The sequence below is a fragment of the Roseomonas rosulenta genome (genome assembly GCF_016106005.1).
Classification (GTDB): domain Bacteria; phylum Pseudomonadota; class Alphaproteobacteria; order Acetobacterales; family Acetobacteraceae; genus Neoroseomonas; species Neoroseomonas rosulenta.
The window spans coordinates 52,851-79,111 of the sequence record NZ_JACADR010000001.1; the positions used below are offsets into that span (position 1 = coordinate 52,851).

Consider the following 26,261-nt stretch of genomic DNA (forward strand, 5'->3'; position numbering starts at 1 on the left):
AGATCTCGATTGTAGCTAATGATCGGTTGGCGTCCGAAGGTGCAGCAAGGGATTTGAGGCTGGAACCTCATGCGTTGCGCATCGCGCGGGCGAGGTCGCGTCGCATGGCGCCGGCCATCTGCAGCCGGGTGCGATGGAAGGCGGCCGGGTCCTCGGCGCGGACGATGATGGTCTGCGACACGCTGGGCGTGGCCGCGCGGGCGACGGCCTGCTGCTGGCGGCGGTTCAGCACCACCTCGCCGCGGCGGAGGATGGCGGGGACCTCGTCGCTGGCGAAGGGTGTCCCGCCCGCAAAGCCGCCGCTGTGCAGTCGCGGCGCCCCATGGAAGAAAATCTCCGGGACCAGGCGGCGCGGGGTGGGGTCGGCGCCGACGACGCCGCCCTCGTGAAACAGTGGGGCGGCGGCGGTGACCAGGCCGGCGGCGCCCTCGATACCCTTGGCAAGGCCGACGCCGGCAATCTCTGGACCACTGCCGCCCAATCCGATCAGGCTCAGCAGGCCGCCGAGGCCGCCACCACCGCCTCCCGCACCTCCGCTGAACGCCGTCGATGCCAGACGCCCCAACGCATCCTCCAGCGGCTTGAGCAGCAGGGCGCGGGTGCCGAGGTCCAGCAGCGCGCGTTCCATGTCGCGCAGCACGTCATTGGCGCGGCGGCCCTCGAAGGCAATGGCACGGAAGCCGCTGACCAGCACACCTGCGGTCTCACGGCCGTATCCCTCGATCTCCTTGAGCAAGCGGACATCGTCCTGCGCCCGAGCAATATCGACGGCGTTGGCAACATACTGGTGGCCGGTGTCTGTGTCGGAGGCCCCCGGCGAGCGGCGCTCCAACTCCGCGCGAGCGCGGATGGCGGCGATCGCCTCCGCCCTGTCGCGTTCACCAAGGCCGATGGTGCCAGCCTCGGCGCGGATGAGATCGATCTGCCGGCGCTGCTCGTCCAGCGACGCGGCGGTGATGCGGTCGGCCTGCGCACGCGCGAGGCGTAGGTAGCGCTCGGTCAGCTCGGCGACCGCTGCCGCCTCCTGCTCCGTGCCGGCGAGGCCGGCGCGGCGGACGTCCTCCATCGCCTTGGCCCGCGCCTCGGCCTCCTGCATCGCCCCTGCGCCGCGACCCATCGCCTCATTGAGCCGCCCCTCCGCCTCGATCTGGCGGTCCACGTTGGCGGTCAGATTCCGGTACTGGCCAGCGGCGCGGGCGAGCACCGCCTCGCGCACCACGGCGCGTTCCTCCGCCGTGGGGTCGCGCCCCTGCGCCCGGGCGGCCTCCTCCAGGCCCTGCATGGCCTGGGCGAGCTCACGGGCAGCGCCCTCGCTGGTGGTGGCGATCCGCGCCGCCTCGCGCTGGCCGCGGATGAACTGCTCAATCGGCCGCTCGGTGCCCGTGATGCGGGCGCGGATCTGCTCGATGGCATCGCCGAATTCGCGGTACTCGACGCTGTCCGGTGCGGCCTGACGCTGCGCCCGCTGGAAGCGCTCCAGGTCGCGCGTGAGCTCGGCGACGTCGCCGGTCGGCGTGCCGCGGCGGCGGACCTCCGACAGCGCACTGTCGTAGAAGCGCTGCTCCGGCGTCGGCGTGGGCGGGCCGGCAACCGATGCAGGCTGGGGGTTGGCGGCAGCCCCGGCAGCAGGCGCCGACGGCGCTGCCGGCGTGACCGGCTGCACGGGCCCGGCGATGCCTGAACCAGAGTAACCAGACCGGATGCCGCGGACGTAGCGCGCGGTCTCGTTCGGCAGTTCCGCCTGGCCGCCGAGCACGCGGTCCACGCGTCCCGGGCCGGCGTTGTAGTCGGCCAGTGCCAGGGCGACGTCGCCGCGCGCCTGCAAGCGCTCGCGCAGATACAGCGCGCCGGCGATCGTATTGCTGCGCGGGTCGTCGATGCCGCCGGATAGGCTATACCGCCCAGCCAGTTCGGCAAAGGTGCCCGGCATGACCTGCATTGGACCACGCGCGCCCGCGCTGCTGGTGCGCCAGCTGCCATCCGGATTGCGGACGCCCTCGGCGCGCTGGACGCGTTCCAGCAGAGCGCGATCGACGCCGGAGACGCGCGCCGCTTCGTCCAGCAGGGTCGCGACATCGGCGGCGGGACCTGCGCGGGTGGTCTGCGCACCCGGCGCGGACGGCCCAAGCATCTGCTGCAAGCGCAGACCGAGGGCGATAGGCGCCCCACCGGGCAACGCCTGCAGGACCGCGAGGCCGCCCTGTTCTACCAGGAAGCGCGAGTGCCGCTCCGACCGCGCCAGCCAGTCGATGAACGGACCGCCGGCCCGCGTCAGCCCGTCGGTGATCCGGTTCCACAGGCCCTCGAGCGATTTCTCGACGTTGTTGATCGCCCGCTCGAAGGCGGTGCCACCATTGGTCGCGCCCTGCACCACGCTGGTCAGGCGTGCGGTCACCTGCGCCGCGGCGCCGCTGGCATCACCGGCGCGGACCATGAGCTCGATATGGCGGCGGAACTGCTCGTCGAAGCCGCGCACTCCCTGCTCGGCGAGCTCCCGCGCCACCTCCTCCGGCCGGCGCAGAGCGCGGGCCACCCGCTCGGCCGCGGCGGAGAGATCCTTGTCGAGCGTGCGCGAAAGGTCGAGCGCGAGGGCGACGTAGTGCTCCAGGTTCTCCCGATCCTCCGGCCGCACGACCTGGGCAATACGGGCCTGCGCGGTGCGCACCTCGCTACGGCCTGCCCCCGGGGTCAGCACGCTCTGCTCGCGGGCGCGGCGCTCCAGGTTGCGCGCGAGGCTCTCGTAGTCGGCGGCATAGCCGCGGAGCTCATTGCGCAGCCGGGCGACGCGACGCTCGGTGCCCTCATAGGCCGCGAAGGTGCCGATCAGCGCCCCGCCGACGGCAAGCACGCCGACGCGGACGGGGGAAAACAGACCGCCGATGGCGCGGAAGGTGTTGCCGACCCCGCCCATGGCCTGCGTGATCTGGCCACCCTGCTGGGTCAGCACCTGGAAGGCGCTAGCCCCGCCGAGCAGCGAGGTGATGACGTCGTTGACCTGCGGCGCCAGCTGCTGCGCCTGCCGCGCCGTCACCCCGAAGGCGTTGGCGGTCTGGTTCGCCGCGGCGGTGACCGCCTGGTGGCGCTGCTGCAGGGGCACCAGCAGCCGGGCATGGTCGTCAAGGCTGATCAGGCCGAGTTTCAGCGCACGATCGAGCTTGGCCTCGGCATCGGCCAGCTCGACGGTCGCCTTGACCGCCGGATTGGTGCGCTGGGCGAGGGCGGCGACCTGCCGCGCGGTCTGGTCCATCCCACGGGTGATGCGTTCCTGCGAGCCCGCGACCTTGTCGCCGGAAGCGCGCAGGCGCTCATTCGCCCCCTCGACCTGGCGCGCGCCGGCGACATAGCCGGAGGCGTCGAGCGAGGAGCGGATGATCGACAGCAGTTCGACGCCGCCCATGGTGCCGCTCATGGATCGTCGTCCTCCAGATCGACATCACGGGGGCGGCGCGCCGCCAGTCGCTCGGCCTCGACCGCGCGGCGCTCGCCGTCGAGCGCGAGCACGGCGACGATCTCGGCGGGGTGCAGCGACACCCGCATGGTGCGGCACCAGGCCTCGACGTCGCGGTGCTGGATCGGCTGCGGGATGCCGCTCTCCGAGAACTGGCGCTGCGCATCCAACTCACCGAAGGCGCGCCACACCGCGTCGGATCCTGGCGGCCGCGGGGGCCCCAGGAGGCCGGCTGGCGGGCGGCCGGTCTGCCGCTGCACGGACAGAAGATGCTGGCGGCGTGTGCCGCCGTCCTTGAGGCGGTGGCTCAGCCAGAATTGGTGGCGGCCATGGGCGCGGAGGGCGTCGAGCCAGCCAAAGGGAAGAAGTTGCCGCTGACGTTGAGGAAGGCGATCGCGGCGTTGCGCAGCCAGCGCAGCCCGGTGGCGTTGTAGGCGCCGGCGGCCACGTCGAAGGTGCAGGGCGCGGCGATAGCGCGGCCGTCGAGGCCGACCAGGTGCCAGGCCTTGGTCAGGCGGGCCAGCATCTGGCCCATATCCTCCCATTCCTCCTCGGCGGTGAACTCGCGGCCGAGCTTGCGCTGGGCGTTGTCGCGCGCCAGGCGATGCGCCTGCGCCTGCTCGCTCTCCCAGGAATAGAGCTCGATCCAGCCCTGCTCGCCGGACTCGTCGGTGAGGGGCGCGCGCGTCACGGGGTGGATGAGCAGCAGCTTGGCGCTGCGATCAGTCGGCAGCGCCAGGGTGTCGAAGATGGTGGGCATGAACGTCCTCTCTCTCGCGCCAAGAGCCGGCGCTGGCGTCGGGGCGACCCGGCCTCATCTCGATGAGGAGGGAGCGCCGGGTGATATCGCGAGCGCGCACGCACACATCGCGTCGAAGGTCGATTTGCCCTTGGCGGCGCGGAGCTACCGCCCCGGGGTGCCTTGTGGCATCCGATCGCGATGTCGCGTCGTTTGAACCAGCCCATCGCCCTCAGCCTCATCGGCTTGCCGGGCGTGCTCTCGTTGCTCCTGGTCCTGCCCGAGCTGCCGGGGGTTCCCAAGTGGGCACTACTCATCAACCCAACGGTGCTTCTGGTCACCGCGGCCTGTGCGGGGACATGGGCTGCCAAGCGCTGCGGCCTGCGACTTTCGGCCGCACCTGTCATGGAGCCCAAACGCGCTGTTGATATCGGAGCGGGGGTTCTGATCGGGGTTGTTGTCGCCCTTGCCGACCACTCAGGTCGCGCGCTCTGGCAAGGCCCTCTGGGGATGCCGCCTTCCATCATCGAAGGTTGGAGCGCGACATCGCTACTCGTCGGCCTGCTCTATGGCGGCGTCGTCGAGGAGATCGTGTTCCGCTGGGGCCTCATGAGTCTCGTGGTGCTGGCGCTTTGGCGCATTCTCGCCCGTAGGGCTGTGACGCCCTCGACTGGGGTCCTTCTCACCGGCGTCAGCTTTGCCGCCCTAATCTTCGCCGCCAGCCATCTGCCCGCCGTCGCTGCGACAGGTGCGGAACTCCTTCCCAGCGTCGCCTTGCGCACCCTGTTGCTCAACACCCTGTTGGGTCTGCTGTACGGCTGGTTCTTTGCGCGATCGCCGCGGCAGGCGTCGGGCCAGTCGATCACAATCGGCTGGTCCGGTTCACCGAGGACATTTCGTGGGTGAAAGTCGCCGTGGCAGAGGTCGTTGCCGTCAGGCATGCCACGGAGGCCGCGGAGCAAGACGTCCCTCTGCTCTTGCGCAAGGCCAGCCACCCGCGTGAGCCGTGCAGTCAATCGATCCTTCAGCGCGCGAAACCCGTTGCCGGGCTGGGCATGAATTTGAGCCTGAATGCGGGCGAGCGCCTGCAGATGCCGATCCATCGCAGACGGCTCAGCCTGCATCCGGTCAGCAAATGTCCGCTCATCAAGCCGATCCAGAATGAGGCCCCAGCGTGAGCCGACCTTCGCCACGCCCCAGATGGCGGGAACCGGCAGCCCGAGTTCCTCCACGCGCGCATGGCTCGCCGCCTCCCGGAACACCGACGCTTTTGCGGCATGACTTCGGTAGAGCTTGAGAAGCCTGCCATCCCATTCGATGAGGTCCGCAACGTTGCCGCTTGCGAGCACGCGGCCCACTGAATTGGTCACCACTAGTCCCTGCCACCGCGTCTGCAATTTGGGAGAGACTATGCTCCTCGGCGTCGGAGGGCAGCAGTCCAAGGACCCAGCGTCCTTCATCCTCGGATGTGCGACAGGAAAATGGGCTTCCCACGATCGCAGCATCACACCGCCGCCGTATCGGTGCAGCGCAGGGTGGTGCCGGTCATCCCCGGCGCGCTGCCGAGGTATTCCAGCGCCTGGAACGGCACGTTCATGGTCTGCGAGCCCTCGCCCTGCACGTTCTCCTCGTCGCCGTTCAGCTTGAGCCGCGGCAGGTGGAAGGCCACCGCGTCCGCCGCGGCGCCGCCGGCGGTCAGCATGAACAGCAGCTCGACCTCGAGCTCCTCCTCGAAGGCGGCGCTGATCGCATCGGTGTCGTCCACCAGCGCTGTGAAGTCGCCGGTGACGTCGGCAGTGCCGAGCAGCACGTCCGGCGGAAAGGCCTGACCGAGCACCGCCGGCGCGTCCGCCGCCATGGCGAGGTTCAGGTTCAGCCCGGTGACGGTACCGACCGTGCTGCCGGCGATGCGCAAAATGCCGTTGAGGCTGTTGCAAACCTCGGTGGTGGTCGCCGCCGCCGGCGAGGTGAAATAGGGCGCCGCCGCGCCGGTCAGCGTGCGGCGGTTCCGCCCCATGACATTGATGCCGAAGGTGCTGTTGCCCTCGGCCGGCACGGCGAGGCGATAGCCGGTGACGCGGAGCTCGGTGTAGAGCCGGGCGCGGTCGAGATCCTCGTGGTAGCGCTCGATCGCCAGCTTGCGGCGGACATGGCCCGAGGCCGGGATGATCGAGGACTTCCCCGGCGTAGTCAGCATGAAGCTGGTGTCCGCCGCCATGGTGGTCGGCGCCGGAAAGACACTGACCTCGCGGTTCGAGGTGCCGCCGAAGCCGGTGACCAGGAAGCGCACGCCGTTGTTGCCGGCGGCGGACAGGCTGGCGAACTGGATGATCGCCCCCTTGCGCAGGCCGAGCGCGACCGGGTCACCCCCGCCGAAGGTGAACTTCGAGGTGGTGCTGTCGGCGGCGGCGCTGGTCAGCTGCACCTCGGTCAGGCCGGAGGGCAGGATCGGCGCGGCGGCATCGCGATGCGCGGCCTCGATGAAGTCGAAATAGCTGCCGGGGGAGAACTCGCCATCCAGCGGCCCCTCGACCCGGCGGGAGGTATGCCGGGAGCTCCGCACCTGGCGCGAGGGGAGGATCTCGGCCGAGCGGGTGGCGTTCTTGCGCAGGTTCAGCCCGGCGCTGACGCGACGCAGGATGCGGCCACCGGTGGATCCCGGCGCGGTGGCGATATCCGCCTCCGCATTCGTGGTCATGGTGCCGTCCGCGTAGAACTTGTACGCGAAGCGGGCCGCGCTGCCTTCGGCGAGGGGCATGAGGAATTCCTCGGATTTTCAGGACGCCTTGCCCAAGGGCGGCGAGGGCAGCTGTGCGGCCGGATCAGCCGCGGAAGCGATAGACGAAGACGGCGATGCCGCTGCGCACCCACCAGGCGCCGTCGGCCGAGGCGCCGGGCATCTCAATCACCGAGGTGCCAAGGAAGGACAGCGGCCCGTCGCGGCGGCTGCGGAACACCCCGAGCGCCTGGTCCAGAAGGGCGAGCTGGGTGGCCTCGCCCAACCCGCGGGCGGCCATGACACGGACGACGACCGAGCCGTGCAGTTCCTTCTCGTGCACGCCGCGGCCAGCCCCGAAGGCGACCAGCCGCTCGCTGCTGTGCTCGACCGCCAGATGCAGCCAGTGCTGCGTGCTGGCGCGCGACGGCACGGCGTCGCTGCCGTTGTGATGCCACAGCACCGGAACGCCGGCGGGCGCCGGCCAGCCAGACGACCAAGCCGCGGCGATGGCGGCGACGCTGTCGGCGTAGGGCGCGGCAGTCATCGACCTAGATTCCGCAGCGGCCGTATCACGATCGCCGGGTAGCGGACCTGGCTCTCGATCTCCTGGCCGCCAGGCACGCGGCGCGGCGAGCGCTCCGTCACAATGCCTCGCCGCCCGAAGCGCCGCCGCCGCGTCGCCTCGACGCTGAGAGCAAAGGCGTCCGGCACATCGACATAGGTGAAGCGCGGCTCCCAGCCGAGCGGGCGGAGCACAGGCCGCAGCGCGACCGCCGCCTGCTCGACGAAATGCATGGGCACCTGCAGCACGAAGGGGCCGCCACTGTCGCGCTTGCCCACCTCGAGCCGGCGGGCGTAGTCGCCGCGCACCACCACCACCGCCTCGGTGGCGCCGGCCGGCAGGCGAGCGGTGCGTGGCACGGCGGTGTCGTCGACAAAGGTGGTGATGCTGGCCTTCCAGCCGCCTTTGCGCTCCGGGCCATTCTCCTCGAGGTAGGTCACGGTGCGGATCACCGCCTCGGTGAGGTAGTGCCAGGCGATCAGGATGACGCCGTCCGGACGGACCTGCTCCGGCGCAGCGCCCGGACGGCCATCCACCGTCGTCGTGTGGTCCGGTACCACCCCGCCGGAGCGGGCCGCCTGCTGCCGCTCGACCTCGGCGATATGGGCGCGGGCCATGGCGGCGAGGCGGCGGCTGGCGGCCGGCCCAGTCAGCCCGCGCGTGCCAACCTCAAGCTCGCGGGTGAAGTTGCGGAACTGGCCGCGGGTGAAGGCCATGTCAGCCGCCGCGGACCGCCAGGGTCCAGCCGATGCGCTCCGTCCCCTCCCACACGGGGGCGGCGAAGATCACGGTGAAGCTCTCCGCGCCGTCCAGCACCTCGTCCGGCTCGCGCGGCGGCCACGGGAAGCCGGCGGCGACCAGGTCGGCATGCAGGATCTCGAGGCGGCGATCGCCCTGCACCAGCGGTGGGACAAGATCGTCCGGCGCGGAGTCGGCCGAGAAGCCGGTCACCGCCGCGGTGGCGTAGGTGGTCGGCGGGGTCACGAGACGACGCAGCGTCATCGGCCGCCCGCGCCGCGCGAGGGCACGGCGGCGGGCCTCGCGCAACGCGCCCATCAGAGGTGGAACCGCCGATAGCGTTCGAGGGCCGCCAGCCGATCGGGCGGCAGCGGCAGCGTGTCGCCGCGGTGCTCGAAATAGCCGACCGCGCCGACGCCCTCGGTGGTCTCGTTGCGCACCGCCGGATCGCGCCCCTGGCCGTGCCACAGCCCAGCGAGCAGATCGAGGCAGGCGCGTTCCAATGCGGGCGGTGCGTCGTCCGGCAACACGAAGCCGGCCTGGTACTCCACGACCACCAACCGCGCCGTCCATGGCACGCGGGCGCCCTCGCGCAGCCGGTAGAGCAGCACGCCGCCCCGCTCGTAGTCGGCCGCGGCCAGCGCGACGCCGTCCTCCGTGACGGCGGTGATCGTCACGCCGAGGTCGCGGTGGAGCACGATGACATCGACCGGGGACACCAGGCGTGCGGTCTGTCGCAGCATCTCGCGGCCGAAGCCCGAGCGATTACACCACTGCGCGACCAGGTCGGACGCCTGGCGGATCAGATCGGCGATCCGGGCGTCCTGTGCCGTGTCCGTGACGCCGAGCTCGCGCTTGGCGGTCGCCAGCGTCGTGAGGTCGCTGGTGGCGGCCGGCGTGACGATCTCCAGCATCTGCCTTCCCCGTCAGGCTGGATCGCGAACGGGCGGACGGCGCCGTGCGGGTTGCTGCCGAGGCGAAGGATCCGCAGCGACCGCCTCGGCATATCCCTCGGCGACCAGTCCTGCGGCGGCGCCCGCGCGCAGGCTGACCTCCTCGCCGGGGGCGACGGCGATCAGCCGCACACCGTCCAGCGAGTAGGCAAACGCCCGCAGCGCGCGGATCCGCCGCTGCCCCTCCGCCGGCATGCTCACACCAGCGGATTGGGCGTCGGCGCGTTGCGCGGATGGCCGAGCAGCGCGATCGCCGCGAGGAAGATGTTCCCCGTGTTGTTCGCCGGCGTGACGGTCAGCCGGACATAGCGCTTGCCGCCGACATAGCCGATCTTGCGGGTCTTGTTGTCGTCGGCGAAGGACAGCCCCGCCTGCGCCTCGGTGCCGATCAGTTCCTTGTCCGGCACCGCCTCGGCGCCGGCCATGTTGGCGGTATCGCTCGCCTCAACCAGCACGGTGAGCGTGGCGTCGGCATCGGCGATGTCGCCGGCGGCGAGCAGGAAGGTCAGGCTCTCATAGCCCTTGGTGTCGATGATCTCCGACACGAAGAGCGTGTTGTCGGTCTTGGCCGCTGCCGGGCTGATCGCCCGCACGGGGTGGACGTTGTGGCACAGGTCACGAGTGGCCATGGCGGGCACCTCGCCTTTCAGTTGCGTTGATGGAACAGTGAATTGTGTGGATAACCGCAGCGGCGGCCCGCGCGGCCGGGACTGGCACCGCGGGCCCGGCGGTCAGGCCGCGGCGCACTTCAGCTTGCGCATGGTCTCCGCCAGCACGACCGCCCCACCCATGCGCCGGCGGAACAGGAACCGCACATTGCCGCTGGTCGCCTGCGTGAAGGGATCGCGCAGCATCGTCATGGCGATGCGATCGACGATGACGTACCCCCGCCGGAAGTCCCCGAAGGCGATCGGGAAAGCATCCGCCCCCTCGTTCGGCATGTCCGGGCATTCCACATACTGCGCGCCGAGGATGGTGTTCGGTACGCCATTCGCCAGCCCCGGCATCCAGACGTAGTTCTTGTCGGCGTCCTTCAGCTTGCGCACCGAGCCCAGCGTCACCCGGTTCAGCGTCCACACCGCATTCCGGGCATAGGCGGTCCTGAGGGCATGGAAGAGCGTGATCAGCCCATTCCCCTGGCCCTCGGCATCGGCGATCGTGGCGGCCGAGCCCGACACGGTGAAAGCGATGTCGGCATTGGTGAGGATCCCCTCCGCCTCGCCGACGCCGGAGCCGCCGACGAATTCCTGCCCCTCCTTGACCGCGAACTGCTCGACCGCCTCGGCGCGGATCTCGCTCTCGAGGTCGTAGGCGCTGTCTTCCAGGTTGTGCTGCGAGATGTCGACCAGCGCATAGACCTCCGGCGCGGTGATCTCGATCATCCCGTAGGCAAGGCCGGGGGTCTCCGTCCGGGTGCCCTGCTCGGAGACGCGCCGGGCGGCGAACTGGCCGGTGCGCTTCGGCAGCATGATCGACTTGGTGGAGGTGCCCCGCACGCGGGCGAGGGACCGGACGGGGCTCATCTCGGTCACACCCTTGATGATCTCGCGGACGTATTCCGAGGGGGCCAGGTAGCCGCCGGTGGTGTCGTCGGCGATCGACATGGCCTTGTGCTCGGCGGCGACGTCGGAGAGGGCCTTCTGCTGCTCGGCGGTGAGGTTCGGCACCCCGAGGGTGTGGGCGTTGATCACCGCCCGCGCCCAGGTGTTCACCCGGGCCTTGAGCTCGGCCTGGCGATCGCCCGATCCCATACCGGGGCGGTTCAGCCGGGTCTCGATGCGCTCCAGCGCCTCCTTCGAGCCCTCCGCCGCGTCGCGGCCGGCCTTGGCCTCGAGCTCAGCCTTGGTCAGGCGCTGGTTCAGCGTCTCGAACTGGTCGAGCGCCGTGTTCACCCGCTGGAGCTTCTCCTCCAGCAACACGTCGGCGCTGCCCTTGCGGGCGAGCTCATCCAGGCGGCTGTCGTTGGTCGCCTTGAATTCCTCGAAGGCGCGGCCGAGGCCGTCGAGGGCCTCCTTCACATCGGTGTCCATGAATCTGCTGTCCCGTCAGGGCTGGAGGATCTGCTGCAGCCGGCGGATGCCGGCGAGCACAGCGGCCGTCTCTCCTCCCTCGTCCCGAGGGTCGGCACTGGCCTTGAAGCCGCGCGAGGCGATGGCCTTGGCGCGGTCACGCGAGAACCCTGCCTCCCGCAGGAAGTCCTCGAAGTCGCGAATGGTCTGGATCCCGCCGGCGCGGGCCTTGAAGTCGGTCACCACCGCGGCGGGGTTCACCCCGTGGCCGCGTGGCGCCAGCGACACCTCGTCCAGCCAGATGGTCTTGAGGCGGCGCAGCTCGGCGGCGCGGTCGACCTCGAACAGCATGGCAGTGTAGCCGATGGAGAGATCCATCGCACCGTCGCCACGCAGGGTGCCATAGGCCTTCTGACCGTCGGGATGGTCGAGATCCAGCTGGCCGGCGCAGTACAGGCCCCGCTCGTCCTCGCGGAACTCGGACCAGGCGCCGATCGCCTTGCCCGGGTCGTGGAACCACAGCATGCGCGGGGCGGTGCCGCGGCGGGCATGTTCGGCGAGCGTCTCGGCGAAGGCGCCGGGCAGGATGACATCGCGATAGGTGTCGACCACGTCGAACACCGCGCCGTAGCCCTCGAAGGCGCCGCTGTCGGCGGCGACCGACTTGACCTCGAAGCGGGCGCGGATATCGCCACGATGCCGCATCAGGGGGTCTCCAGCTGGGAGAGGACCGTATCCAGCGCGTCGCGGGCGCCGCGGATGCGGGCTTCGTTCGCCGCCGACAGGATCCGGCCAATTTTCTGTTCCAAGGCGGGGTCCTCAGCGCCGATGACACGCGCGACCGCGGCGATCGCCGCCGCCTTGCCCTCGGCGTCCTGCCGTCCGGCGGACTGGCCGCCACTACCACCATCGGGGCCCTGGGGCGGCGACTGCCGGGCACGCAGAGCCGCCTCGGCCTCCGCCTGGGTCGCCAGGTTCAGCGGCCGCAGCGGCTCGTCGAGGCCGGGCAGTGGGTTTAGCTCCTCTAGCGCCCGGGCCTCGTTGCGCGTCAGCACGCCCAGGGTGATGAGCGCGCTGTAGAACTCCGACCGGGTGCGGGCGTCGCCGCGCATCAGCGCCTGCAGGGAGAATTTCGCATAGAGCCGACGCTGTCGTTCCTCCCGCGTCATCAGATCGACGCGGATGCGTTCCTCGAAGCGCCGCGTCCAGCGCCCCAGCGAGTAGACGACATTGGCGATGAAGAACTGCTCCGCCGAGGCGTAGGTGCTCGCCTTGTCGGTATGGCCGACCATGGCGGGATAGACGCCGAAGGCGCGGCAGATTTCCTCAATCTGAAAGCGCCGCGTCTCGATGTGCTGGGCATCGACGCCGGTCATGCCCATCGGCTCCCATTTCAGGCCGGAGGACAGCACCGCAGTGCGCATGGCGTTGGACAGGCCGCCCTGGGTCTGCTGCCAGGCGGCGCGGAGCTCATCGACCTGCTCGCGGGTCAGCCGCTGCTCGGTGGTGAGGATGCCGCCAGGGCGGGCGCCGTTGGCGTGCAGGCGGGCGTGCGCCTCCTCAGTGGCCAGCGCCAGGCCGATCGCCTCGCGGGCCAGCTTGGTGGCGTCGAGGCCGGAATAGGCGTTCCACGACGGGGCGCGCAGGTGGAACACTTGCTCTCGGCCGACCGTCAGGCTGCGGCCATCGGCTAGCACGAGGTGATAGACGAGGTCGTAGCCCTGGCGCTGCTCGACCGAGACGGTTCCAGGCACCAGCGGGATCAGCTCGCGGATCGGCCCGCGCGAGTTCGGCCGGTTGATGAAGGAGATGCCGTCGCCGCACAGCACGGCGTGCATCAGCGTGGTCTCGATCCACTCGGGCCACGTCTGCCATTCGTTCGGCTGGCCGGCGAAGAACTCCCACAGCGGCTCGACCGTCGCCACGTCCCGCCCGCCGCCCGTGCGCGGGCGGTAGATGTCGAGCGGCAGCATGGCGACACCGCAGGCGATGGCCTGCACGCAGGCGAGCGCGGTGGTGCATTCCAGCGCGGAGGTGGCGTTCACGGTGGCACCGGACTTCGCCGCCGGGCGCAGCGCGTCCCAGAAGCCCGGCGCAAAGGTCACGGCTTTCCGTTCTCGCCACAGACGGGCGAGACCATCGAGCAGACTGGGCATCAATGAGAAGCGCGCGCGTTGGCCGGCGCGGCAGATCTACACAGGCGGCGTGTCCGCGCCATTCTGCTCATCCTGGATCGCGCCGATCGGGCAGCCATAGGCTATCGCCTGAAGCGGGAAGCAGTGCACCGCATGTCACCTGTCCTCTCACCACTCGGAGCCCATCGACACGTCAGATGACGAGCGTTGAATGTCTGCCAGCATTGGCTCGTGGCGAGTCGCAGAGATGGGATAGGCAAACACATGACAAAGAGACATACACAGTCTCCCAGTAACGTTTTTTCTAACGTCCTAAATCAGGCAGAAACTCGGCTAGCGCTCGACGCCTCTGGAGCCGAAAATTTTGAACACAGAGGCATAAAAGGAAATGAAAGAGCGCTCGCACTTGCAGATTTTTTGCGAAGTCATTTGCCATCAATTTTCGCAGTCGGGAAAGGAGAGGCCATTGATTTCAAAGATAACAGAAGTGGAGAGTTAGATTTATTTTTGTATGATCGTATGAGCGCAGCTCCAATTCAATCTTCGTCTGAAAATATTCTTGTTCCTGCAGAAGCGATCTACGCTGTAATCGAGGTAAAATCCATTCTGACGGGCGACGAAATCGAAAAATGCCTAAATTCTGCGAAGAAAGTCCGGGCGCTCCGGCCTTTTAAAGAAAAATTTCTTCCCGCCGCCACTGACGGGAAAACTTTCGAAAATCACTTCAGATGTCCATATTATGTATTCGCTTATCGAAGCAATCTTAGTGAAAAAAATTGGGCGCAGAAGGAGTTTGACAGGATCAAAGCTTCTGCAAAATTGTGTAAATGCGAAGTCGACGTTGTGGATCGCGTATTCGTACTTGATCGGGGTATTATACACCCTCAGGCCAGATCGGCGGTTGCAGAGGAGAATCCAAAAGGCTTATTTCTAGAATTTTATGTTCATCTAATGAATTTTCTTACGCGAGAGCGTGGGCGGCGCCCTCCGATTGATTGGATGGCTTATGCCAAGACCCGCAAATGGGCTCGATTGGTGTAGGCGGCACAGGGCGGCCGCTCGGGGTTGTCGATATTCCAACGCCCGCAGATTCCAAGTTTCGCAGCTCGCTAGATGATGACGATCGTGGGTACCGAACGTGCCTCTGGGTTCCGCGACATCAGCTCCGCGGCGTTGAACGCCGCCACGAGTGGGTCGATCTTGGCCTTGCCGGCGGCCTGCTTGGTGATGGTGATGGCGTTGCCGCGCGGCTCGACCCGCGCATTGCCGGCGCACCACGCCATCAGCGCCTGCCCGGGATGCCACAGCGTGCCGTCTGCCAGCTTTCGCTCCAACGTCTTGATCGCCCCGCTGATCCGCCAGCCCTGCGGGATCCCGACCACGCGGTCGCCGGTGATGTGCCTCTCGGCCAACGCATCGACGATGCCACCGATGCCCACGGGGTCGAGCCCGACCGCATGCAGCAGGCCCGCGTGGTCGATGTCCGCGACCAGGTCGGCAACCTCCTCCACGTCGTCGCCCAGCCGCGCCACGATGCGCAGATCGCCATCACGGGCGAAGTCCGTCAGCCGGGCCGCCTCCGACTTCCGCCGCTCCAGCACCACCGGATGCGCCCAGGCGCGCGACCACAGCAGCCAGTCCCGTGTCACGGCGTCGCGGCCGATGACGGACAGGCCGAGCAGGTCGTCCAGGCCGCCGCCATCGATGCCGACGGTGACCACCTCGGCCCGGCACAGCAACTGATCCAGCGTCAGGTCAGGATCCGCCTGCGGCTCCCAATGCTCCGCCCCGGCCCAGGCATCCGACAGAAGAGCCAGGCCGATCTCGACATTGAGGTGCTGCGACGCCCATCGGCGCAGCTCCTCCTCTCCCGCCTCCACAGCGGCGTGATAGTCGGGGATCAGCCGCTGCACGGTGATGGAGCGGCCGTCGTTCGGGGTGACCATCTTCCAGTTCGCCGGATCCCGCCATTCGACCTCGGGTGGGAACTCGTACAGCACAGGCAGGATCGGCGCCTGCAACACGCCGTCCCGAACCTTGCGCGCCTTCATCAGCTCGGCGCGGAACACGCCGGCGGGCGGACGCTCCGACTGCGTGGTGATGGTGATCAGGAACCCCTCGGGCTGCGAGATCAGCCCGCCGCGGATCTGGCCGATCACCCGGTCGGCGTCCGGCGCCTCGGCGATGACATGCAACTCGTCGAGCAGGATCCCCGCCGGCTTGGTGCCGGTGACGATCTTCGGATCGAAGGACTTCACCTTCAGGAAGGCGTTGGTCGGCCGGTAGGTAATGCGCTTGAGGTGTTCCTGGACATGGAACTTCGCCGCCAGCACCGGATCGGCCTCGATCATGCCCACCGCCTGGCGATAGGCGAGGTCGGAGACGTCCTGGGTGGGTGCGACGATGATGAACTCCGCCCGCGGGCGGCGGTTCATCAGCAGGGCGGTGACCATGATCGCCGCGCCGGCGGTGGTCTTGGCGTTCTTCTTGGGGACGAGGGCGAAGATCTCGCGAATGTGCCGCTCGGTCCCATCCCACGAGCCGAACAGGGCGCGGACGATGTCGCGCTGCCAGTCGCCGCCGGCGGTGGACAACGGCGGCCGGCCCGGCACGTCCGGCAGCCGCAGCCGGTTGAAGATGGTGACCGCGCGCTCGGCCTCGGCGCGCAGGAGCAGCGGCATCTCCGGCAGCAGCGACTGCCCCGCCTGGATGCGCGCCGCCCAATCGGGGCAGGCCAGCGACCAGGCGGTCACTGCAGCCGGCTACTCGCCGGTTCGAGAAGGCTCTCCCAGGAGGTACCGCGCTCGGCGGTCTCGGCTTCCAGAGCGCGCTGCTCCTTCTTGCTGAGCTCGTCGGTGGCCGGGCGCTCGCGCCAGCCGGCGCGGCACTTCAGCCAGAAGATCGCCGCCACCACCGCCTCGCGGCCGTCGCCGGTCGCCTTCTTGAACAGGGAGGCGGCGACCTTGGCGTTGGCCTCGACATGGCCGACCTCGAGCTCGGTCCAGAAGTGCTTGCGCAGCGTCTTGGGGTCGAGTGCGAGCACGCGCGCGATCTCGTAGTCCGGAATGCCGAAGGCGGACATCGTCTTGACGGTGGCTCGGTCCTTCTCGGTGGGCGTGTAGGCCGGACGGCCGGGCTTGCGGGGCATGGGGTGCAGCGCCGCGATGCGCGGCTCCCTGATGGCGTGGCGCCGCGGCGTCACGAGATGATCGGATCGCGCTGAACTGAGCAACATCATGATCGGCAGATGCGCTTGGCTCGGGCGCGGCTCAGCGCGAATGGTCCGTCACGCGATGCGGAGGACGGAGACGACGATGACCAAGCGCGAAGCCAACCAGCTCAACAGCCTTGAGGCCTTCCTGATGAAGAAGGCCGAGTTCGACGAATTGCTCGCCGAACTGCAGCAGGCCAGCGCGGATCACTTTGGGACAGACCCCAACGCGGTGCTCTGGGGCGAAGCCGTCTGGCTCACCGACGCCACCGCGAAGCTGAAGGACATCGCCGACCAGCATTTCCGCCGCGGGGAATACGCGCCCTGACGGGACGCCGCCCCCGCACCGCCCCGACCGGGTGATCCCCGGCGGGGCTCGGGCTGGTAGCACCCGGATCCACGGGTGCCGAACCAGGAGCCCGACGATGAAACTCTCCGACACCCAGCGGATTATCCTCAGCCAGGCGAGCCAGCGCGACGACCGCCTCGCCGTCCCGCCCGAGCGCCTTCCCTCCGCGGCGCGGCAGACGGTGGCGAAGTCCCTGATCAAGCAGGGGCTGGTGAGCGACGAGCACGCCAGCGCCTACGCCGCGCGCGACGCCTGGCAGATCGACGGCCGGACCCGGCTGCTGCGGATCACCGAAGCCGGGCTGCGCGCCATCGGCGTAGAGCCGGAGGGCGAGCCGGAGGAGGTCGAGGACGCCCTACTGCGCGACGAGCGCAATGGGGTGAATCCCCGCCTGATCGAGGGCGACGACAACGGCGAGCCGGCCACGGTTGGCGCCACCGCGCTGACGGGCGCAGAGGAACCCGCCGCGCAGGACACCCCCGCGGCGCCAGCCGAACCGGCCTACGGCGCGCCCCTGGCGGAGGAGGTGGCCCAACTGGACCAGGCCCTCGCCACGCCGCGCCCGAAGGCGAACCCCACCCTGCGCGCTGCGGCCCAGCGCATCCTCGATGCCTGGGATGACGAGGCGAACATGCGCACCGACCTGCCGACCGCGATCGACGCCCTGCGCGCCGCCCTGGCCGCGAAGCCGGGTCGCCCGCCTCGGGAGCCGGGCGCACCTCGCAAGCCGCGCGAGGGCACGAAGCAGGAGGCGGTGCTCGCCCTGCTGCGCCGCCCCGAGGGGGCGACGGTGGCGCAGGTCGCGGAGGCCACCGGCTGGGCGCAGCACACGGTGCGCGGGTTCTTCGCCGGGCTGAAGAAGAAGGGCATCGAGGTCACGGTGCTGGAGCGGATCCGCCAGGTCGGGCCGAACAAGGAGGGCGCCCGCGGGTCCTACAGCGTCTACCGCACGGCTGGCTGACGCGAACTGCTGACGCCAACGAAGAATTCGCCACCCGCGTAGTTCGGGTGGCGAAACTCGAGAATTTCCTATGTACGAATAATCCGCGCCACAAGATTCAACCGACGTTGTGCGCTCTGGCAACGCCGATGCCTTCTCATCAGGAGCTGGTCGACGCCAACTCCCTCGCCTGACTGACCGGCAAGCATTCGCTCCGAAAATAGGCGCGCTGCTCAGCGGCCGATGGCACTGGACGCTGCGACAGAATCGCAGGGCATGCGAGGATCCGTCCACTGGCACAGATCGCGCGGTCGCCTTCCCGCGTGACGGCCTGGCAATCATGAACGATGGCGGTACCGACCCAGATGTCGCCCTCGCCCCTCACGGCAGCCGGCACGCGTCGCAGGATGAAGGACCCATACCCCGGCCGACGCTCATCAGCCGACCCATAGGCAAGCGATATCGTGTTGTCTCGCACATAGCCGGAAGCTACGCCGCGATGCCCAGTCCGCCTGTCCTCAATGTCGCCCGCGAGCGTGAGCATACCGCGTGCATTCAGCCTCCATGTCTCGATCGGGATTCCGTCCTCGGCATTCTTATAGAAAACCGAGATGTACCAATCCCCCGGAAGCTGGGATGCTTCCGACGCCGAAGCCGGCGGGGCTTCGATGATCCGGCCGACAATCCTCGGGAGAGTGCCAGGATTGCTGGTGTCGAACCAGACTACGGCCTTCCACAGCCCGGTCGCGATTAGGACCAGCATGAAGGCCGCACCCGTGGCAAACGGGATGGGACGTGCGCGCCACATACGCGCGAACACACTTTCACTCGTCTGCTTCTTCGTCATCGCCGAACCTCAGGATGATGTTGCGCCATAGCGCCAGGCGGGGCCTTCAACGCGCCCGCCTGGCGCCAGCCTTAAAGGCAGGCCTTGCGGTAGGTCATGAGGCAAACCTCCAACGGGTTTCAGCAGGAGGAAGGCTAGGCGCCCGCAAAGGCAGTGGTGGGGCAGAATCTCGTTGCGAATTGGGCACGCAGCACGACGTCCACAGCCCGCGTATTTCCCCCCATCTCCTTGAGCAACAGCGGTTCGGCCATGCACGATAGCTAAGGATTGTCAGATGTGGCTTGTCCCCAACGTCCGCTCTCGCGCCGATAGAGCACCGCTACGCGTTGCCGCGACATCCCCGAAGGTCAACTCCTCGGACGCGAGCAAGGCCCCTTTCCCCGTCAGCGCCTGCCAGCGCAGCACCGCGACGTCCACATATCGCGGATCGATCTCCATCGCGTAGCAGCGCCGCGCCGTGGTCTCCGCGGCGATGATCGTGGTGCCGCTGCCCGAGAATGGCTCGTAGACCGCATCGCCGACCGCGCTGTTGTTGACGATCGGCCGCCGCATGCACTCAACGGGCTTCTGCGTGCCGTGGATCGTCTCGGCGTCCTCGTCGCCGCCGAAGCCGATCGACCACAGCGTCGCCTGGTCGCGCGCGCCCTGCCAGTGGCCCGTCGCTCCCTTGCGGACGGCATAGAGGCAGGGCTCGTGTTGCCAGTGGTAGTCGCCGCGGCCGAGCACGAAGCGCGGCTTGGCCCAGATGATCTGGCTGCGGATCGCAAAGCCCGCCGCCTCGAGGCTGTCGATCACCGTGCGCGCGTGCACGCCGGCATGCCAGACATAGGCGACATCGCCAGGGAACAGCGCCCAGGCCTCGCGCCAGTCGGCGCGGTCGTCATTCGCGACCTTCCCCGTGCGCGCGGTGGACGAGACGCCGGCTTCGTTGCGCCAGGATGGGTCGTACTCCACCCCGTACGGAGGATCGCTCGCCATCAGGTGCGGCTTCGCCCCATCGAGCAGCCGCGCAACATCCTGCGCATTGGTGGCGTCGCCGCAGAGCAGGCGGTGCCGGCCGAGGATCCAGAGATCGCCGGGGCGCGACACGGGGTTGGCGGGCGGCTCTGGCGCGGGCGCGTCTGGATCGGAACCGCCCGCCTCGTCCTCCGCGGGGCCGGCCAGCAGCCGGTCGAGCGTCATGGCGTCGAAGCCGATCAGCCCGAGATCGAACTCGGCATCGAGCAGGCCGCGCAACTCGGTGGCCAGCAGCCCGTCGTCCCAGGTGGAATTGAGCGCCAGCTGGTTGTCCGCCAGCCGGTAGGCCTTGGCCTGCGCCTCAGTGAGATGCCCGAGCCGGATCGCGGGGATGCTGGCTAGGCCGAGCGCCTTCGCCGCCAGCACGCGGCCATGGCCAGCAATCAGCACGCCGGCATCATCGACCAGCACCGGCACGTTGAAGCCGAACTCGCGGATCGACGCCGCCAGCTGCTGCACCTGCGCCTCCGGGTGCTGGCGCGCATTGGCGGCATAGGGCGCTAGCACCGCGGTCGGCAGCATCTCGACTCGGAGATCAGGCAGCATCGGCCATTTCCTCCGCGCGCGCCGCGGCCACCGCGTCGTAGTCCCGCCTGTCGCCGTCCAGCGTCACCCTCAGCTCGGGGAACACCATCCGGTAGCGGGCGATAGCGAGGTCGACATAGGCTGGCGCGAGCTCGATTGCTCGGACCTTCCGCCCGGTCCTCTGCCCGGCCAGGATCGTCGTGCCGGAGCCGGCGAAGGGCTCGAACACGGCATCGCCGAGATTGGCGTAGGTCTGCAGCAGCAACTCCGGCAGCGCCACCGGGAACACCGCCGGGTGCTCGGTCTCGATCCCGCGCCCCTTGTGCCGGGTGATGCGCAGGACGCTGTCGGGAATGCGCATCTCCTGCACCGGCAGGCCGGCATGGGTGTAGGCCTTCACCTCCCCATCCGCGGCGCGCAGCCCGCTGCCCTTGTTCTCCGTGCCCGCCCATTTGCAGGGGATGATCTTGTTCGGCGGGCGAGACTTCCGGTTGAAGTGGAACACCAGCTCGAAGGCCGGCGCCAGCCGGCCGTTCCAGTCCCCCGGCAGGCCGGGTCCCTGGTCCCAGGCGTACAACCCGAAGCGGCGCCAGCCCTGCGCGCGCATCCATTCGACCCAGCCCTGCCAATAGGGCTGCCACTCGCCATCGCGGTGGATCAGGCCGAGGTTCACCAGCGCCTGGCCGTCCTCGGCGAGAATCACCGGCAGGTGCTGGAACACCCCCTGTATCAGCGCATCCCAATCCGAGATGCCGCCGGTGGTGTAGGCGCGCTGGTTGCCATAGGGCGGGGAAGTGAACAGCAGCGCTGCGCGATCCCCTGCCAGGATGCGGGCGACGCAGGCGGGGTCGGTGCTGTCGCCGCAGAGCAGGCGATGCTCGCCGAGCAGCCAGAGATCGCCCCGGCGCGCGACCGCCTGACGCGGCGGCACCGGCTCGGCATCGGCAGGATCCTCGTCCCCCTCGGCACCGCCACCAACACCGATGCCGGTGGCGCCGCCGGATCCGCCCTCGGACTCCCCCGTGTCCGTGGCCGCGACATCCGCCAGATCGCCGAGCAGCCCCGCCACCTCGTCCGCGCCGAAGCCGGTCAGGCCCAGGTCGAAGCCCTCGGAGCGGAGCTCGAACAGCTCGCCCTTCAGCAGGTCGGCATCCCAGCCGGCGTTCAGCGTCAGCTTGTTGTCGGCGAGCGCATAGGCACGCTTGTCGGCCTCCGACCAGCCGTGCGCGACCATCGCCGGCACGTCGAGCAGGCCGAGGGATTTCGCAGCCAGGACACGGCCGTGGCCGGCGATAAGCTGCCCGGCCTCGTCCACCAGCACCGGTACGGTCCAGCCCCACTCGCGGATGGCGGCGGCGATCTGCGCCACCTGGTCTGCGCTGTGGGTGCGCGCATTGCGGGCGTAGGGCAGCAGCGAGGCCACCGGGCGCCGCTCGACCGCATCGGCCGGCCATGCTCGCTGCATGCGTGAACTCCACCTTTTTAGGGAGGGAAAAATCCCTGCGTGTCCCCCGTCGCGGAGGGGCGCCCCAAGGCGCCAGAGATCCGATCCCCCCTCCCCATCGGCAGGGAGGGCTCGGGGTCAGCGCGCCATGCGCGCAGCGCGGGCCGCGACGGTTTTCGTCGTGTGGCAGGCGCCGCAGAGCGCTTGGCCGTTTGTCACGTCGAGCGCGGCACCACCGTCGCGCAGCTCGACGATGTGGTCGGCGTAGAGTCGCACGCCGCTGCGACCGCAGCGCTGGCAGGCGTGGCAGGCGCGGGCGAGCACGGCAGCACGCCAGTCGCGATGCGCAGCGGATGCGTAGTGCGGGTCAGGCCGCTTCGGTGGTGGCAGCGCGGTGCGGGTGTCGTGGCGGGCAACGCGGGACGACAGCATGCGCAACCTTCCCATCGCGCTTGCCCCACCAACGCGAAACGCCCGGGCCATCGGCGCCGGGCGCTTGCCGTGCGGACCGCCGCCCGCACTTCGTCATCGTGGGAAGAGTCTACGAGATGCGGATTCCGCGCCGCTAGCGGGTGAATTGTAACAGAGCGCGGCACCCCTGCCGCACGCTACGCGCTGGCTTGGAGCAGCACGCCACGTCGGCTCGTTCCCGGCGCGAAGACCACGCCGCTCCGCTCGAAGAACCGTTGCAGCGCGGCCAGGGTGATCCCCGGCAGCATGATGTGGCCCGCCTCGAACATCTCCAGGTCCATCACCGGGATGCGCGCCACGAACGCCACCTCAGCCATGTCCAGATCCAGCAGCGCGCGTGCCTCGCGGCAGAGCACCGGCGTCAGGACAGTTTCCATGCTGACCGCGACCTCCCTCGTGCCGGATATCAGCCCTTCGCAGCCTTGCGCTTGGCCTTCTTCAGACCGTCCAGCGCGGCAGCCTTCAGTGCGGGGCTCGCCTTGAACTTCACCGTCGCGCCCGCCTTCACGGGGACCTTCTCGCCCGTGCGCGGGTTCAGCGCCGTACGCTTCGGGGTCTCACGCACCACGAAAGCGCCGAAGTCGGGGATCGTGAACCGCCCGCTGCTGACGATCTCCGCGCGGATCGCCTCGATGATGTCACCCGCTAGCTTCGCGGAGGCGACGCCCGACAGATCGGACGATTTCGCAATCACATCGGTCAGGAACTTCTTCGACATAGACTGGCATCTCCCTGAATGCCTTCCCGCCATAGCGAAGCCTGGGCAGCGTGTCAGCCACCCAAGCCGGGCCGCTACAGCGCCTCGCGCGCCCGCTGCACCGCATCCCGCGTCGCGACCAGCGCCGCCAGGGTAATGTCGGCCTGCTTCACGGCGGCTGCTTCGTCGGGATCGACGTAGGACACCTGCTCCTCCGCATCGACGACGCCGGACGCCAGCTGCTCATGCAGTTCATCGAGTCGCGTCTTCACGTCATCAGGATCCGCGCCGGCCTCGCCGAGCCATTCGCCGACGATGATCTCGACCTCGCGCGCCATTCGGGTGGGCTGCACCCCGCGCGCTGCCATAGCCTGCAGGCGCACCAGCGCCGCATCGAGGGGGCGCATCGCCGCCCGCTGCCGTGCTGCCATGACCGTCCTCCTTCCTGGCCGGCCTTCCTATCATGTTCTTGTATTGTTCTCATAGGGGCCGGTATCGTCCGGCATGCCCGACAGCACGCCGCCCCGCCCTCCGCCGCCTTGGCTGGACGCGGCGACCCTGGCGGCGGCCCGAGCAGCACGGCGGCCGCCGGACGCATTCACCCGGTCGGATCCGAGCAAGGCGGTGCACGACGCCATCCTGGCGCGTCACCCCGCCCTGCCGTTCACCCTGATCGGCGAGGCCGTCGCCTATGTCCTCAGGTCGGAGTGACGGGCTTACTGCGGTTGCAGGCCGGCCAGGCGCACGGCCTCGGCGTACTGGGCGCGTTCGGCCCGGAGGAATGCGCCGAAGGCCGCCGCATCCATCCCGGTCGGCTCGATCCACAGCTCCGCGAAGCGGCTGCGAACCTCTGGGACGGCGAGCGGGGCACGCAGGGCCTCCGAGAGACGGGCACGCTGGGCCTCAGGCACGGCGGCATTTGTCAGGAAGCCGAACCAGGAATTCGAGGTGAACCCGGCGACGCCAAGCTCGGCGAAGGTCGGTACGTCCGGCGCCGCCGTGAGCCGTGTCTCATGGGCGACGGCAATCGGCACGAGCTTCCCTTCGCGCGCGGGCGGCAGCACCTCGGGCAGGATGGCGAGCACCATTTGCACCCGGCCTTCCAGGAGGTCGGGCAGCCACTGACCCGAGCCGCGATAGGGCACATGGGTGAACTCCGCCCCCGTGCGCGCCTTCAGGATCTCGGTGTTCAGGTGATTGGAGGTGCCGGTGCCGTACGACGCATAGCTGATGCCGCCCGGCCTGCTGCGCGACAGCGCGATGAGCCCCTGCAGGTCGCGCACGCCGAGCGAGGGATGGACCACCAGGATGTGCGGCAGCACAGCGACATGAGCGAGCGGTGCGAAGTCGCGCTCGGCATCGAATGGCAGGCTGCGCTGCACGAAAGGATTGATGGTGAAGGAGTTAGCCGCCATCAGCAGCGTCGTGCCGTCCGGGGCGGAGCGGGCCGCTTCCTGCGTTGCGATGACCGTGCCACCGCCAGGGCGGTTATCCACCACGATCGGGGCCCCGAGTTGCGCCGAGAGGATCGGAGCAAAGAGCCGTGCGACCAGGTCCATGGTGCCGCCGCCGGGGAATGGCACCACGATGCGGACCGGGCGCACCGATCCGCCAGTTTGCGCGAAGGCTGCACTCGGCAGCGCCGCGGCAGCGGCCAGGAGAGAACGACGGAACAAAGCTCCCTGATCGGTCATGTGCGCCCCCTTGGTGTTTTCACGCCGATCCTGTCGTTGCCACCGGAGCGCGGCAAGGGTCGTGTCGCGTGGCGACAGCATGATGACGCGCGACGCTGGTCACGCTGATCAGCGTGGCCGTCGCCTATGTCCTCGGCACGAAGTGACCGATCAGGCGACCCGTTGCCGGGGTGCCAGGCCGTACACCACCGCCAGCACGCCGAGCGCGGCCACCAGCATGCCCTGCGCCTGCGCGTGCCCGACGCTGCGCCCGCCCCATCCCTGGCGCTGCGCCCATTCACGCACGGAGTGCTCGAGGCCGACCACGTGCCAGACGATCGAGCCCGCGGCGCTGTCGAAGCCACCAAGGGCGGTGACCGCATCGGCCACCTCCGCGCGCGCCTTGGCCCGCCGCTCGGTGAGCCGGTCCCCCGAGCCACCCGGCAGACGGAGCAGCGGCATGGCGCGCAGCTGATCGAGCGCCGCAACGCGGAACTGCCGGCGGAACACTGCGCCTGCGTCGTGCATCTCCTGCGTGATTGTGTCGTTGGCGAGCATCTGCCCCAGCGTGTCGACCGTGCGGCGATGCACGACCGGCAGCCCTGTCTCGGGATCGGCTTCGCGCACGGGCTCGCCGACCGGACCGTGCTGCAGCCGCCACTTCGACGGCTTCGACAGGTCCTCGCGCGGCGCCGCCGGACGCTTGGTTCTCCGCTTAGCGGCCATGGCTGCTGCCTCCGCCGCGCCGCCCCCAGCGGCGATTGGCCTCGTTGATGATCGCCTGCCGCAGCCAGGGATCGGCGATCTCGTCGACCGCAATCGCCGCGACGCCGAGCCTATGCCAGGCCGCAGCCCGCATCGCGTTCACCTCCGTGTCGGTGGTCGGGCTGCGCGCAAGATCGAGCGACGAGCGCGGCGCGCGGGGAGCGCCAGGCAGCCTCATGCGCCGGCCCTCCGCCGGATCGGGGTATAGGCATGCGTGTCGCCCGTCTCGTGGCCGAACGGGATCGCGTCCCCGCGCGACCAGTCGAACTCGGCGCCGCGCGGCGTCAGGCGCAGCGCCTCGATGCGCGAGCCGGGGAAGTGCTGGTGAATGGCATCCACCCAGTGCCGCCCCTCCCAGGCGCAGATCACCCGGCCCACCTCGTCGAGCGTCCACACCTCGCGGTCGCGGCCATCGCGCGCCAGGGCGTGCGCCTCGGGCAGGGTGCGGACGATGGCCAGCACGACGCCGTCCGGCATTCGCGTCTCCCAGACCTCGGGCGCCAGGGGCTGGTGGCCGGCGGCCAGCGCGGCGGTGTCCATAGCGGCCCAGGCGCGCCGCATCGCCTCGGAATGGGCGCGCACCGCGTCGAGGTCCTGCGCGCCATAGGCTGCCTGCCACTTCGCCCATTGCCGATCGAACCGCTCGCGCAGCCCGGCCTCGACCAGCAGGCGCAGCCGGCCCACACCCCACTTCCGCTCCATGGCGTCGGTCACCGCATCGACCGACTGCACCAGGCCCTGGACGGCCATAGCGGTGGCCGAGCGATCGATAGCCCCTGACATCATGCCCTCGTCTCCGTGATGGTGTGCGCCGCTGCTGCGCCACTGGATGGCCGCCCACGCTCTCGAACCTGCTGGTCATCCTGCGCCGCTGCCCCACCGGTCCGGGCTGCGCCACTGCGCCACTGCCCCATGCCCCCTACGGGGCATGAGGGCATGGGCCAGGTCAGTGGCGCAGAGGCGCAGCCCTCCCCGGCAACCGGTCGCCGCGCCACTGCGCCAGTGCTGCGCCACTGACG

The 26,261-nt window shown here is 69.3% G+C and carries 31 protein-coding genes; 6 read left to right on the forward strand and 25 right to left on the reverse strand.

Features of this window, described 5'->3' with window-relative positions; genetic code table 11:
• Positions 1–67: 67 nt before the first annotated feature.
• Genes HW578_RS28280 through HW578_RS00245 form a run of 3 tightly spaced genes read right to left on the reverse strand, consistent with a single transcriptional unit; the run spans position 68 to position 4,208 of the window.
• Positions 68–3,409, reverse strand: a complete 3,342-nt coding sequence (locus HW578_RS28280) for a phage tail length tape measure family protein (RefSeq protein WP_198368477.1) — start codon at positions 3,407–3,409, stop codon at positions 68–70.
• Positions 3,406–3,708, reverse strand: a complete 303-nt coding sequence (locus HW578_RS00240; protein ID WP_456308255.1) for a phage tail assembly chaperone — start codon at positions 3,706–3,708, stop codon at positions 3,406–3,408. Before HW578_RS00240 ends, HW578_RS28280 begins: the two co-directional genes overlap by 4 nt.
• Before the next feature lie 47 nt (positions 3,709–3,755).
• The gene (locus tag HW578_RS00245; RefSeq protein ID WP_198368479.1) at positions 3,756–4,208 is read right to left on the reverse strand and encodes a hypothetical protein; all 453 of its coding nucleotides are present in this window, start codon (positions 4,206–4,208) and stop codon (positions 3,756–3,758) included.
• A gap of 180 nt (positions 4,209–4,388) precedes the next feature.
• Between HW578_RS00245 and HW578_RS00250 the strand changes: the two genes are divergently transcribed.
• Together HW578_RS00250 and HW578_RS27585 are read left to right on the forward strand one after the other, a co-directional pair.
• The gene (locus tag HW578_RS00250) at positions 4,389–5,093 is read left to right on the forward strand and encodes a CPBP family glutamic-type intramembrane protease (protein ID WP_198368480.1); all 705 of its coding nucleotides are present in this window, start codon (positions 4,389–4,391) and stop codon (positions 5,091–5,093) included.
• Positions 5,090–5,365, forward strand: a complete 276-nt coding sequence (locus HW578_RS27585; protein WP_232478385.1) for a hypothetical protein — start codon at positions 5,090–5,092, stop codon at positions 5,363–5,365. Before HW578_RS00250 ends, HW578_RS27585 begins: the two co-directional genes overlap by 4 nt.
• 326 nt (positions 5,366–5,691) lie before the next feature.
• On the opposite strand, the gene HW578_RS00260 is transcribed toward HW578_RS27585, so the two are convergent.
• The 9 genes from HW578_RS00260 to HW578_RS00300 form a co-directional block, all read right to left on the reverse strand.
• A complete protein-coding gene (locus HW578_RS00260) occupies positions 5,692–6,945 on the reverse strand; it encodes a phage tail tube protein (protein WP_198368481.1) in 1,254 nt (417 codons plus the stop codon).
• 64 nt (positions 6,946–7,009) lie between these two features.
• The gene (locus tag HW578_RS00265) at positions 7,010–7,450 is read right to left on the reverse strand and encodes a hypothetical protein (RefSeq protein ID WP_198368482.1); all 441 of its coding nucleotides are present in this window, start codon (positions 7,448–7,450) and stop codon (positions 7,010–7,012) included.
• On the reverse strand, positions 7,447–8,184 hold the full coding sequence (locus HW578_RS00270) for a hypothetical protein (RefSeq protein ID WP_198368483.1): 738 nt from the start codon (positions 8,182–8,184) through the stop codon (positions 7,447–7,449). The genes HW578_RS00265 and HW578_RS00270 overlap by 4 nt, the downstream gene beginning before the upstream one ends.
• Position 8,185: 1 nt before the next feature.
• Positions 8,186–8,470: a hypothetical protein gene (locus HW578_RS00275; RefSeq protein ID WP_198368484.1), complete on the reverse strand. Its 285-nt coding sequence runs from the start codon at positions 8,468–8,470 to the stop codon at positions 8,186–8,188.
• Between the two features lie 53 nt (positions 8,471–8,523).
• Positions 8,524–9,120 (reverse strand): phage head-tail connector protein, encoded by a 597-nt coding sequence (locus tag HW578_RS00280; protein ID WP_198368485.1) that lies wholly within the window; start codon positions 9,118–9,120, stop codon positions 8,524–8,526.
• 236 nt (positions 9,121–9,356) lie between these two features.
• Entirely contained in the window at positions 9,357–9,788 is a 432-nt protein-coding gene (locus HW578_RS00285; protein WP_198368486.1) for a hypothetical protein, read from the reverse strand.
• A gap of 102 nt (positions 9,789–9,890) precedes the next feature.
• Positions 9,891–11,189: a phage major capsid protein gene (locus HW578_RS00290; RefSeq protein WP_198368487.1), complete on the reverse strand. Its 1,299-nt coding sequence runs from the start codon at positions 11,187–11,189 to the stop codon at positions 9,891–9,893.
• 15 nt (positions 11,190–11,204) lie between these two features.
• Positions 11,205–11,873 carry an HK97 family phage prohead protease gene (locus HW578_RS00295; protein ID WP_198368488.1) on the reverse strand — a complete coding sequence of 223 codons (669 nt, stop codon included), beginning with the start codon at positions 11,871–11,873 and terminating at the stop codon, positions 11,205–11,207.
• Positions 11,873–13,273, reverse strand: coding sequence for a phage portal protein (locus HW578_RS00300; RefSeq protein WP_198368489.1), 1,401 nt, complete (start codon positions 13,271–13,273; stop codon positions 11,873–11,875). The genes HW578_RS00295 and HW578_RS00300 overlap by 1 nt, the downstream gene beginning before the upstream one ends.
• A 294-nt stretch (positions 13,274–13,567) precedes the next feature.
• On the opposite strand from HW578_RS00300, the gene HW578_RS00305 reads away from it, so the two are divergent.
• The gene (locus HW578_RS00305) at positions 13,568–14,344 is read left to right on the forward strand and encodes a DUF6602 domain-containing protein (RefSeq protein ID WP_198368490.1); all 777 of its coding nucleotides are present in this window, start codon (positions 13,568–13,570) and stop codon (positions 14,342–14,344) included.
• Positions 14,345–14,412: 68 nt separating this feature from the next.
• Here the strand turns inward: HW578_RS00305 and HW578_RS00310 are convergent, their stop codons facing one another.
• Both HW578_RS00310 and HW578_RS00315 read right to left on the reverse strand, forming a co-directional pair.
• The gene (locus tag HW578_RS00310; protein ID WP_369407780.1) at positions 14,413–16,056 is read right to left on the reverse strand and encodes a terminase large subunit; all 1,644 of its coding nucleotides are present in this window, start codon (positions 16,054–16,056) and stop codon (positions 14,413–14,415) included.
• On the reverse strand, positions 16,053–16,451 hold the full coding sequence (locus HW578_RS00315; RefSeq protein WP_198368491.1) for a hypothetical protein: 399 nt from the start codon (positions 16,449–16,451) through the stop codon (positions 16,053–16,055). The genes HW578_RS00310 and HW578_RS00315 overlap by 4 nt, the downstream gene beginning before the upstream one ends.
• 166 nt (positions 16,452–16,617) lie before the next feature.
• Between HW578_RS00315 and HW578_RS00320 the strand changes: the two genes are divergently transcribed.
• Entirely contained in the window at positions 16,618–16,842 is a 225-nt protein-coding gene (locus HW578_RS00320; protein ID WP_232478387.1) for a hypothetical protein, read from the forward strand.
• A gap of 97 nt (positions 16,843–16,939) precedes the next feature.
• Entirely contained in the window at positions 16,940–17,824 is an 885-nt protein-coding gene (locus HW578_RS27590) for a DUF3489 domain-containing protein (RefSeq protein ID WP_232478388.1), read from the forward strand.
• A 139-nt stretch (positions 17,825–17,963) separates the two neighbouring features.
• Here HW578_RS27590 and HW578_RS00330 read toward each other — a convergent pair whose 3' ends face one another.
• The 7 genes from HW578_RS00330 to HW578_RS00360 form a co-directional block, all read right to left on the reverse strand.
• Positions 17,964–18,650, reverse strand: a complete 687-nt coding sequence (locus HW578_RS00330; protein WP_198368493.1) for a hypothetical protein — start codon at positions 18,648–18,650, stop codon at positions 17,964–17,966.
• 270 nt (positions 18,651–18,920) lie between these two features.
• On the reverse strand, positions 18,921–20,213 hold the full coding sequence (locus HW578_RS00335) for a site-specific DNA-methyltransferase (protein ID WP_198368494.1): 1,293 nt from the start codon (positions 20,211–20,213) through the stop codon (positions 18,921–18,923).
• Positions 20,203–21,657: a site-specific DNA-methyltransferase gene (locus HW578_RS00340; RefSeq protein WP_198368495.1), complete on the reverse strand. Its 1,455-nt coding sequence runs from the start codon at positions 21,655–21,657 to the stop codon at positions 20,203–20,205. Before HW578_RS00340 ends, HW578_RS00335 begins: the two co-directional genes overlap by 11 nt.
• A gap of 117 nt (positions 21,658–21,774) precedes the next feature.
• Complete coding sequence (locus tag HW578_RS00345) at positions 21,775–22,068, reverse strand: HNH endonuclease (protein WP_232478389.1); 294 nt, start codon at positions 22,066–22,068, stop codon at positions 21,775–21,777.
• Between the two features lie 176 nt (positions 22,069–22,244).
• A complete protein-coding gene (locus HW578_RS00350) occupies positions 22,245–22,484 on the reverse strand; it encodes a hypothetical protein (protein ID WP_198368497.1) in 240 nt (79 codons plus the stop codon).
• 29 nt (positions 22,485–22,513) lie between these two features.
• Complete coding sequence (locus HW578_RS00355) at positions 22,514–22,825, reverse strand: HU family DNA-binding protein (RefSeq protein ID WP_198368498.1); 312 nt, start codon at positions 22,823–22,825, stop codon at positions 22,514–22,516.
• Positions 22,826–22,899: 74 nt separating this feature from the next.
• On the reverse strand, positions 22,900–23,235 hold the full coding sequence (locus HW578_RS00360) for a hypothetical protein (RefSeq protein ID WP_198368499.1): 336 nt from the start codon (positions 23,233–23,235) through the stop codon (positions 22,900–22,902).
• 73 nt (positions 23,236–23,308) lie between these two features.
• On the opposite strand from HW578_RS00360, the gene HW578_RS00365 reads away from it, so the two are divergent.
• Positions 23,309–23,515, forward strand: coding sequence for a hypothetical protein (locus HW578_RS00365; RefSeq protein WP_198368500.1), 207 nt, complete (start codon positions 23,309–23,311; stop codon positions 23,513–23,515).
• A gap of 5 nt (positions 23,516–23,520) precedes the next feature.
• Here the strand turns inward: HW578_RS00365 and HW578_RS00370 are convergent, their stop codons facing one another.
• The 4 genes from HW578_RS00370 to HW578_RS00385 all read right to left on the reverse strand — a co-directional run bounded on the left by HW578_RS00370 (position 23,521) and on the right by HW578_RS00385 (position 26,028).
• A complete protein-coding gene (locus HW578_RS00370; RefSeq protein ID WP_198368501.1) occupies positions 23,521–24,579 on the reverse strand; it encodes a tripartite tricarboxylate transporter substrate binding protein in 1,059 nt (352 codons plus the stop codon).
• Positions 24,580–24,648: 69 nt separating this feature from the next.
• Complete coding sequence (locus tag HW578_RS00375) at positions 24,649–25,203, reverse strand: DUF6456 domain-containing protein (RefSeq protein ID WP_198368502.1); 555 nt, start codon at positions 25,201–25,203, stop codon at positions 24,649–24,651.
• Complete coding sequence (locus tag HW578_RS00380; RefSeq protein WP_198368503.1) at positions 25,193–25,420, reverse strand: hypothetical protein; 228 nt, start codon at positions 25,418–25,420, stop codon at positions 25,193–25,195. Before HW578_RS00380 ends, HW578_RS00375 begins: the two co-directional genes overlap by 11 nt.
• A complete protein-coding gene (locus tag HW578_RS00385; protein WP_198368504.1) occupies positions 25,417–26,028 on the reverse strand; it encodes a hypothetical protein in 612 nt (203 codons plus the stop codon). The genes HW578_RS00380 and HW578_RS00385 overlap by 4 nt, the downstream gene beginning before the upstream one ends.
• Positions 26,029–26,261 lie beyond the last annotated feature (233 nt).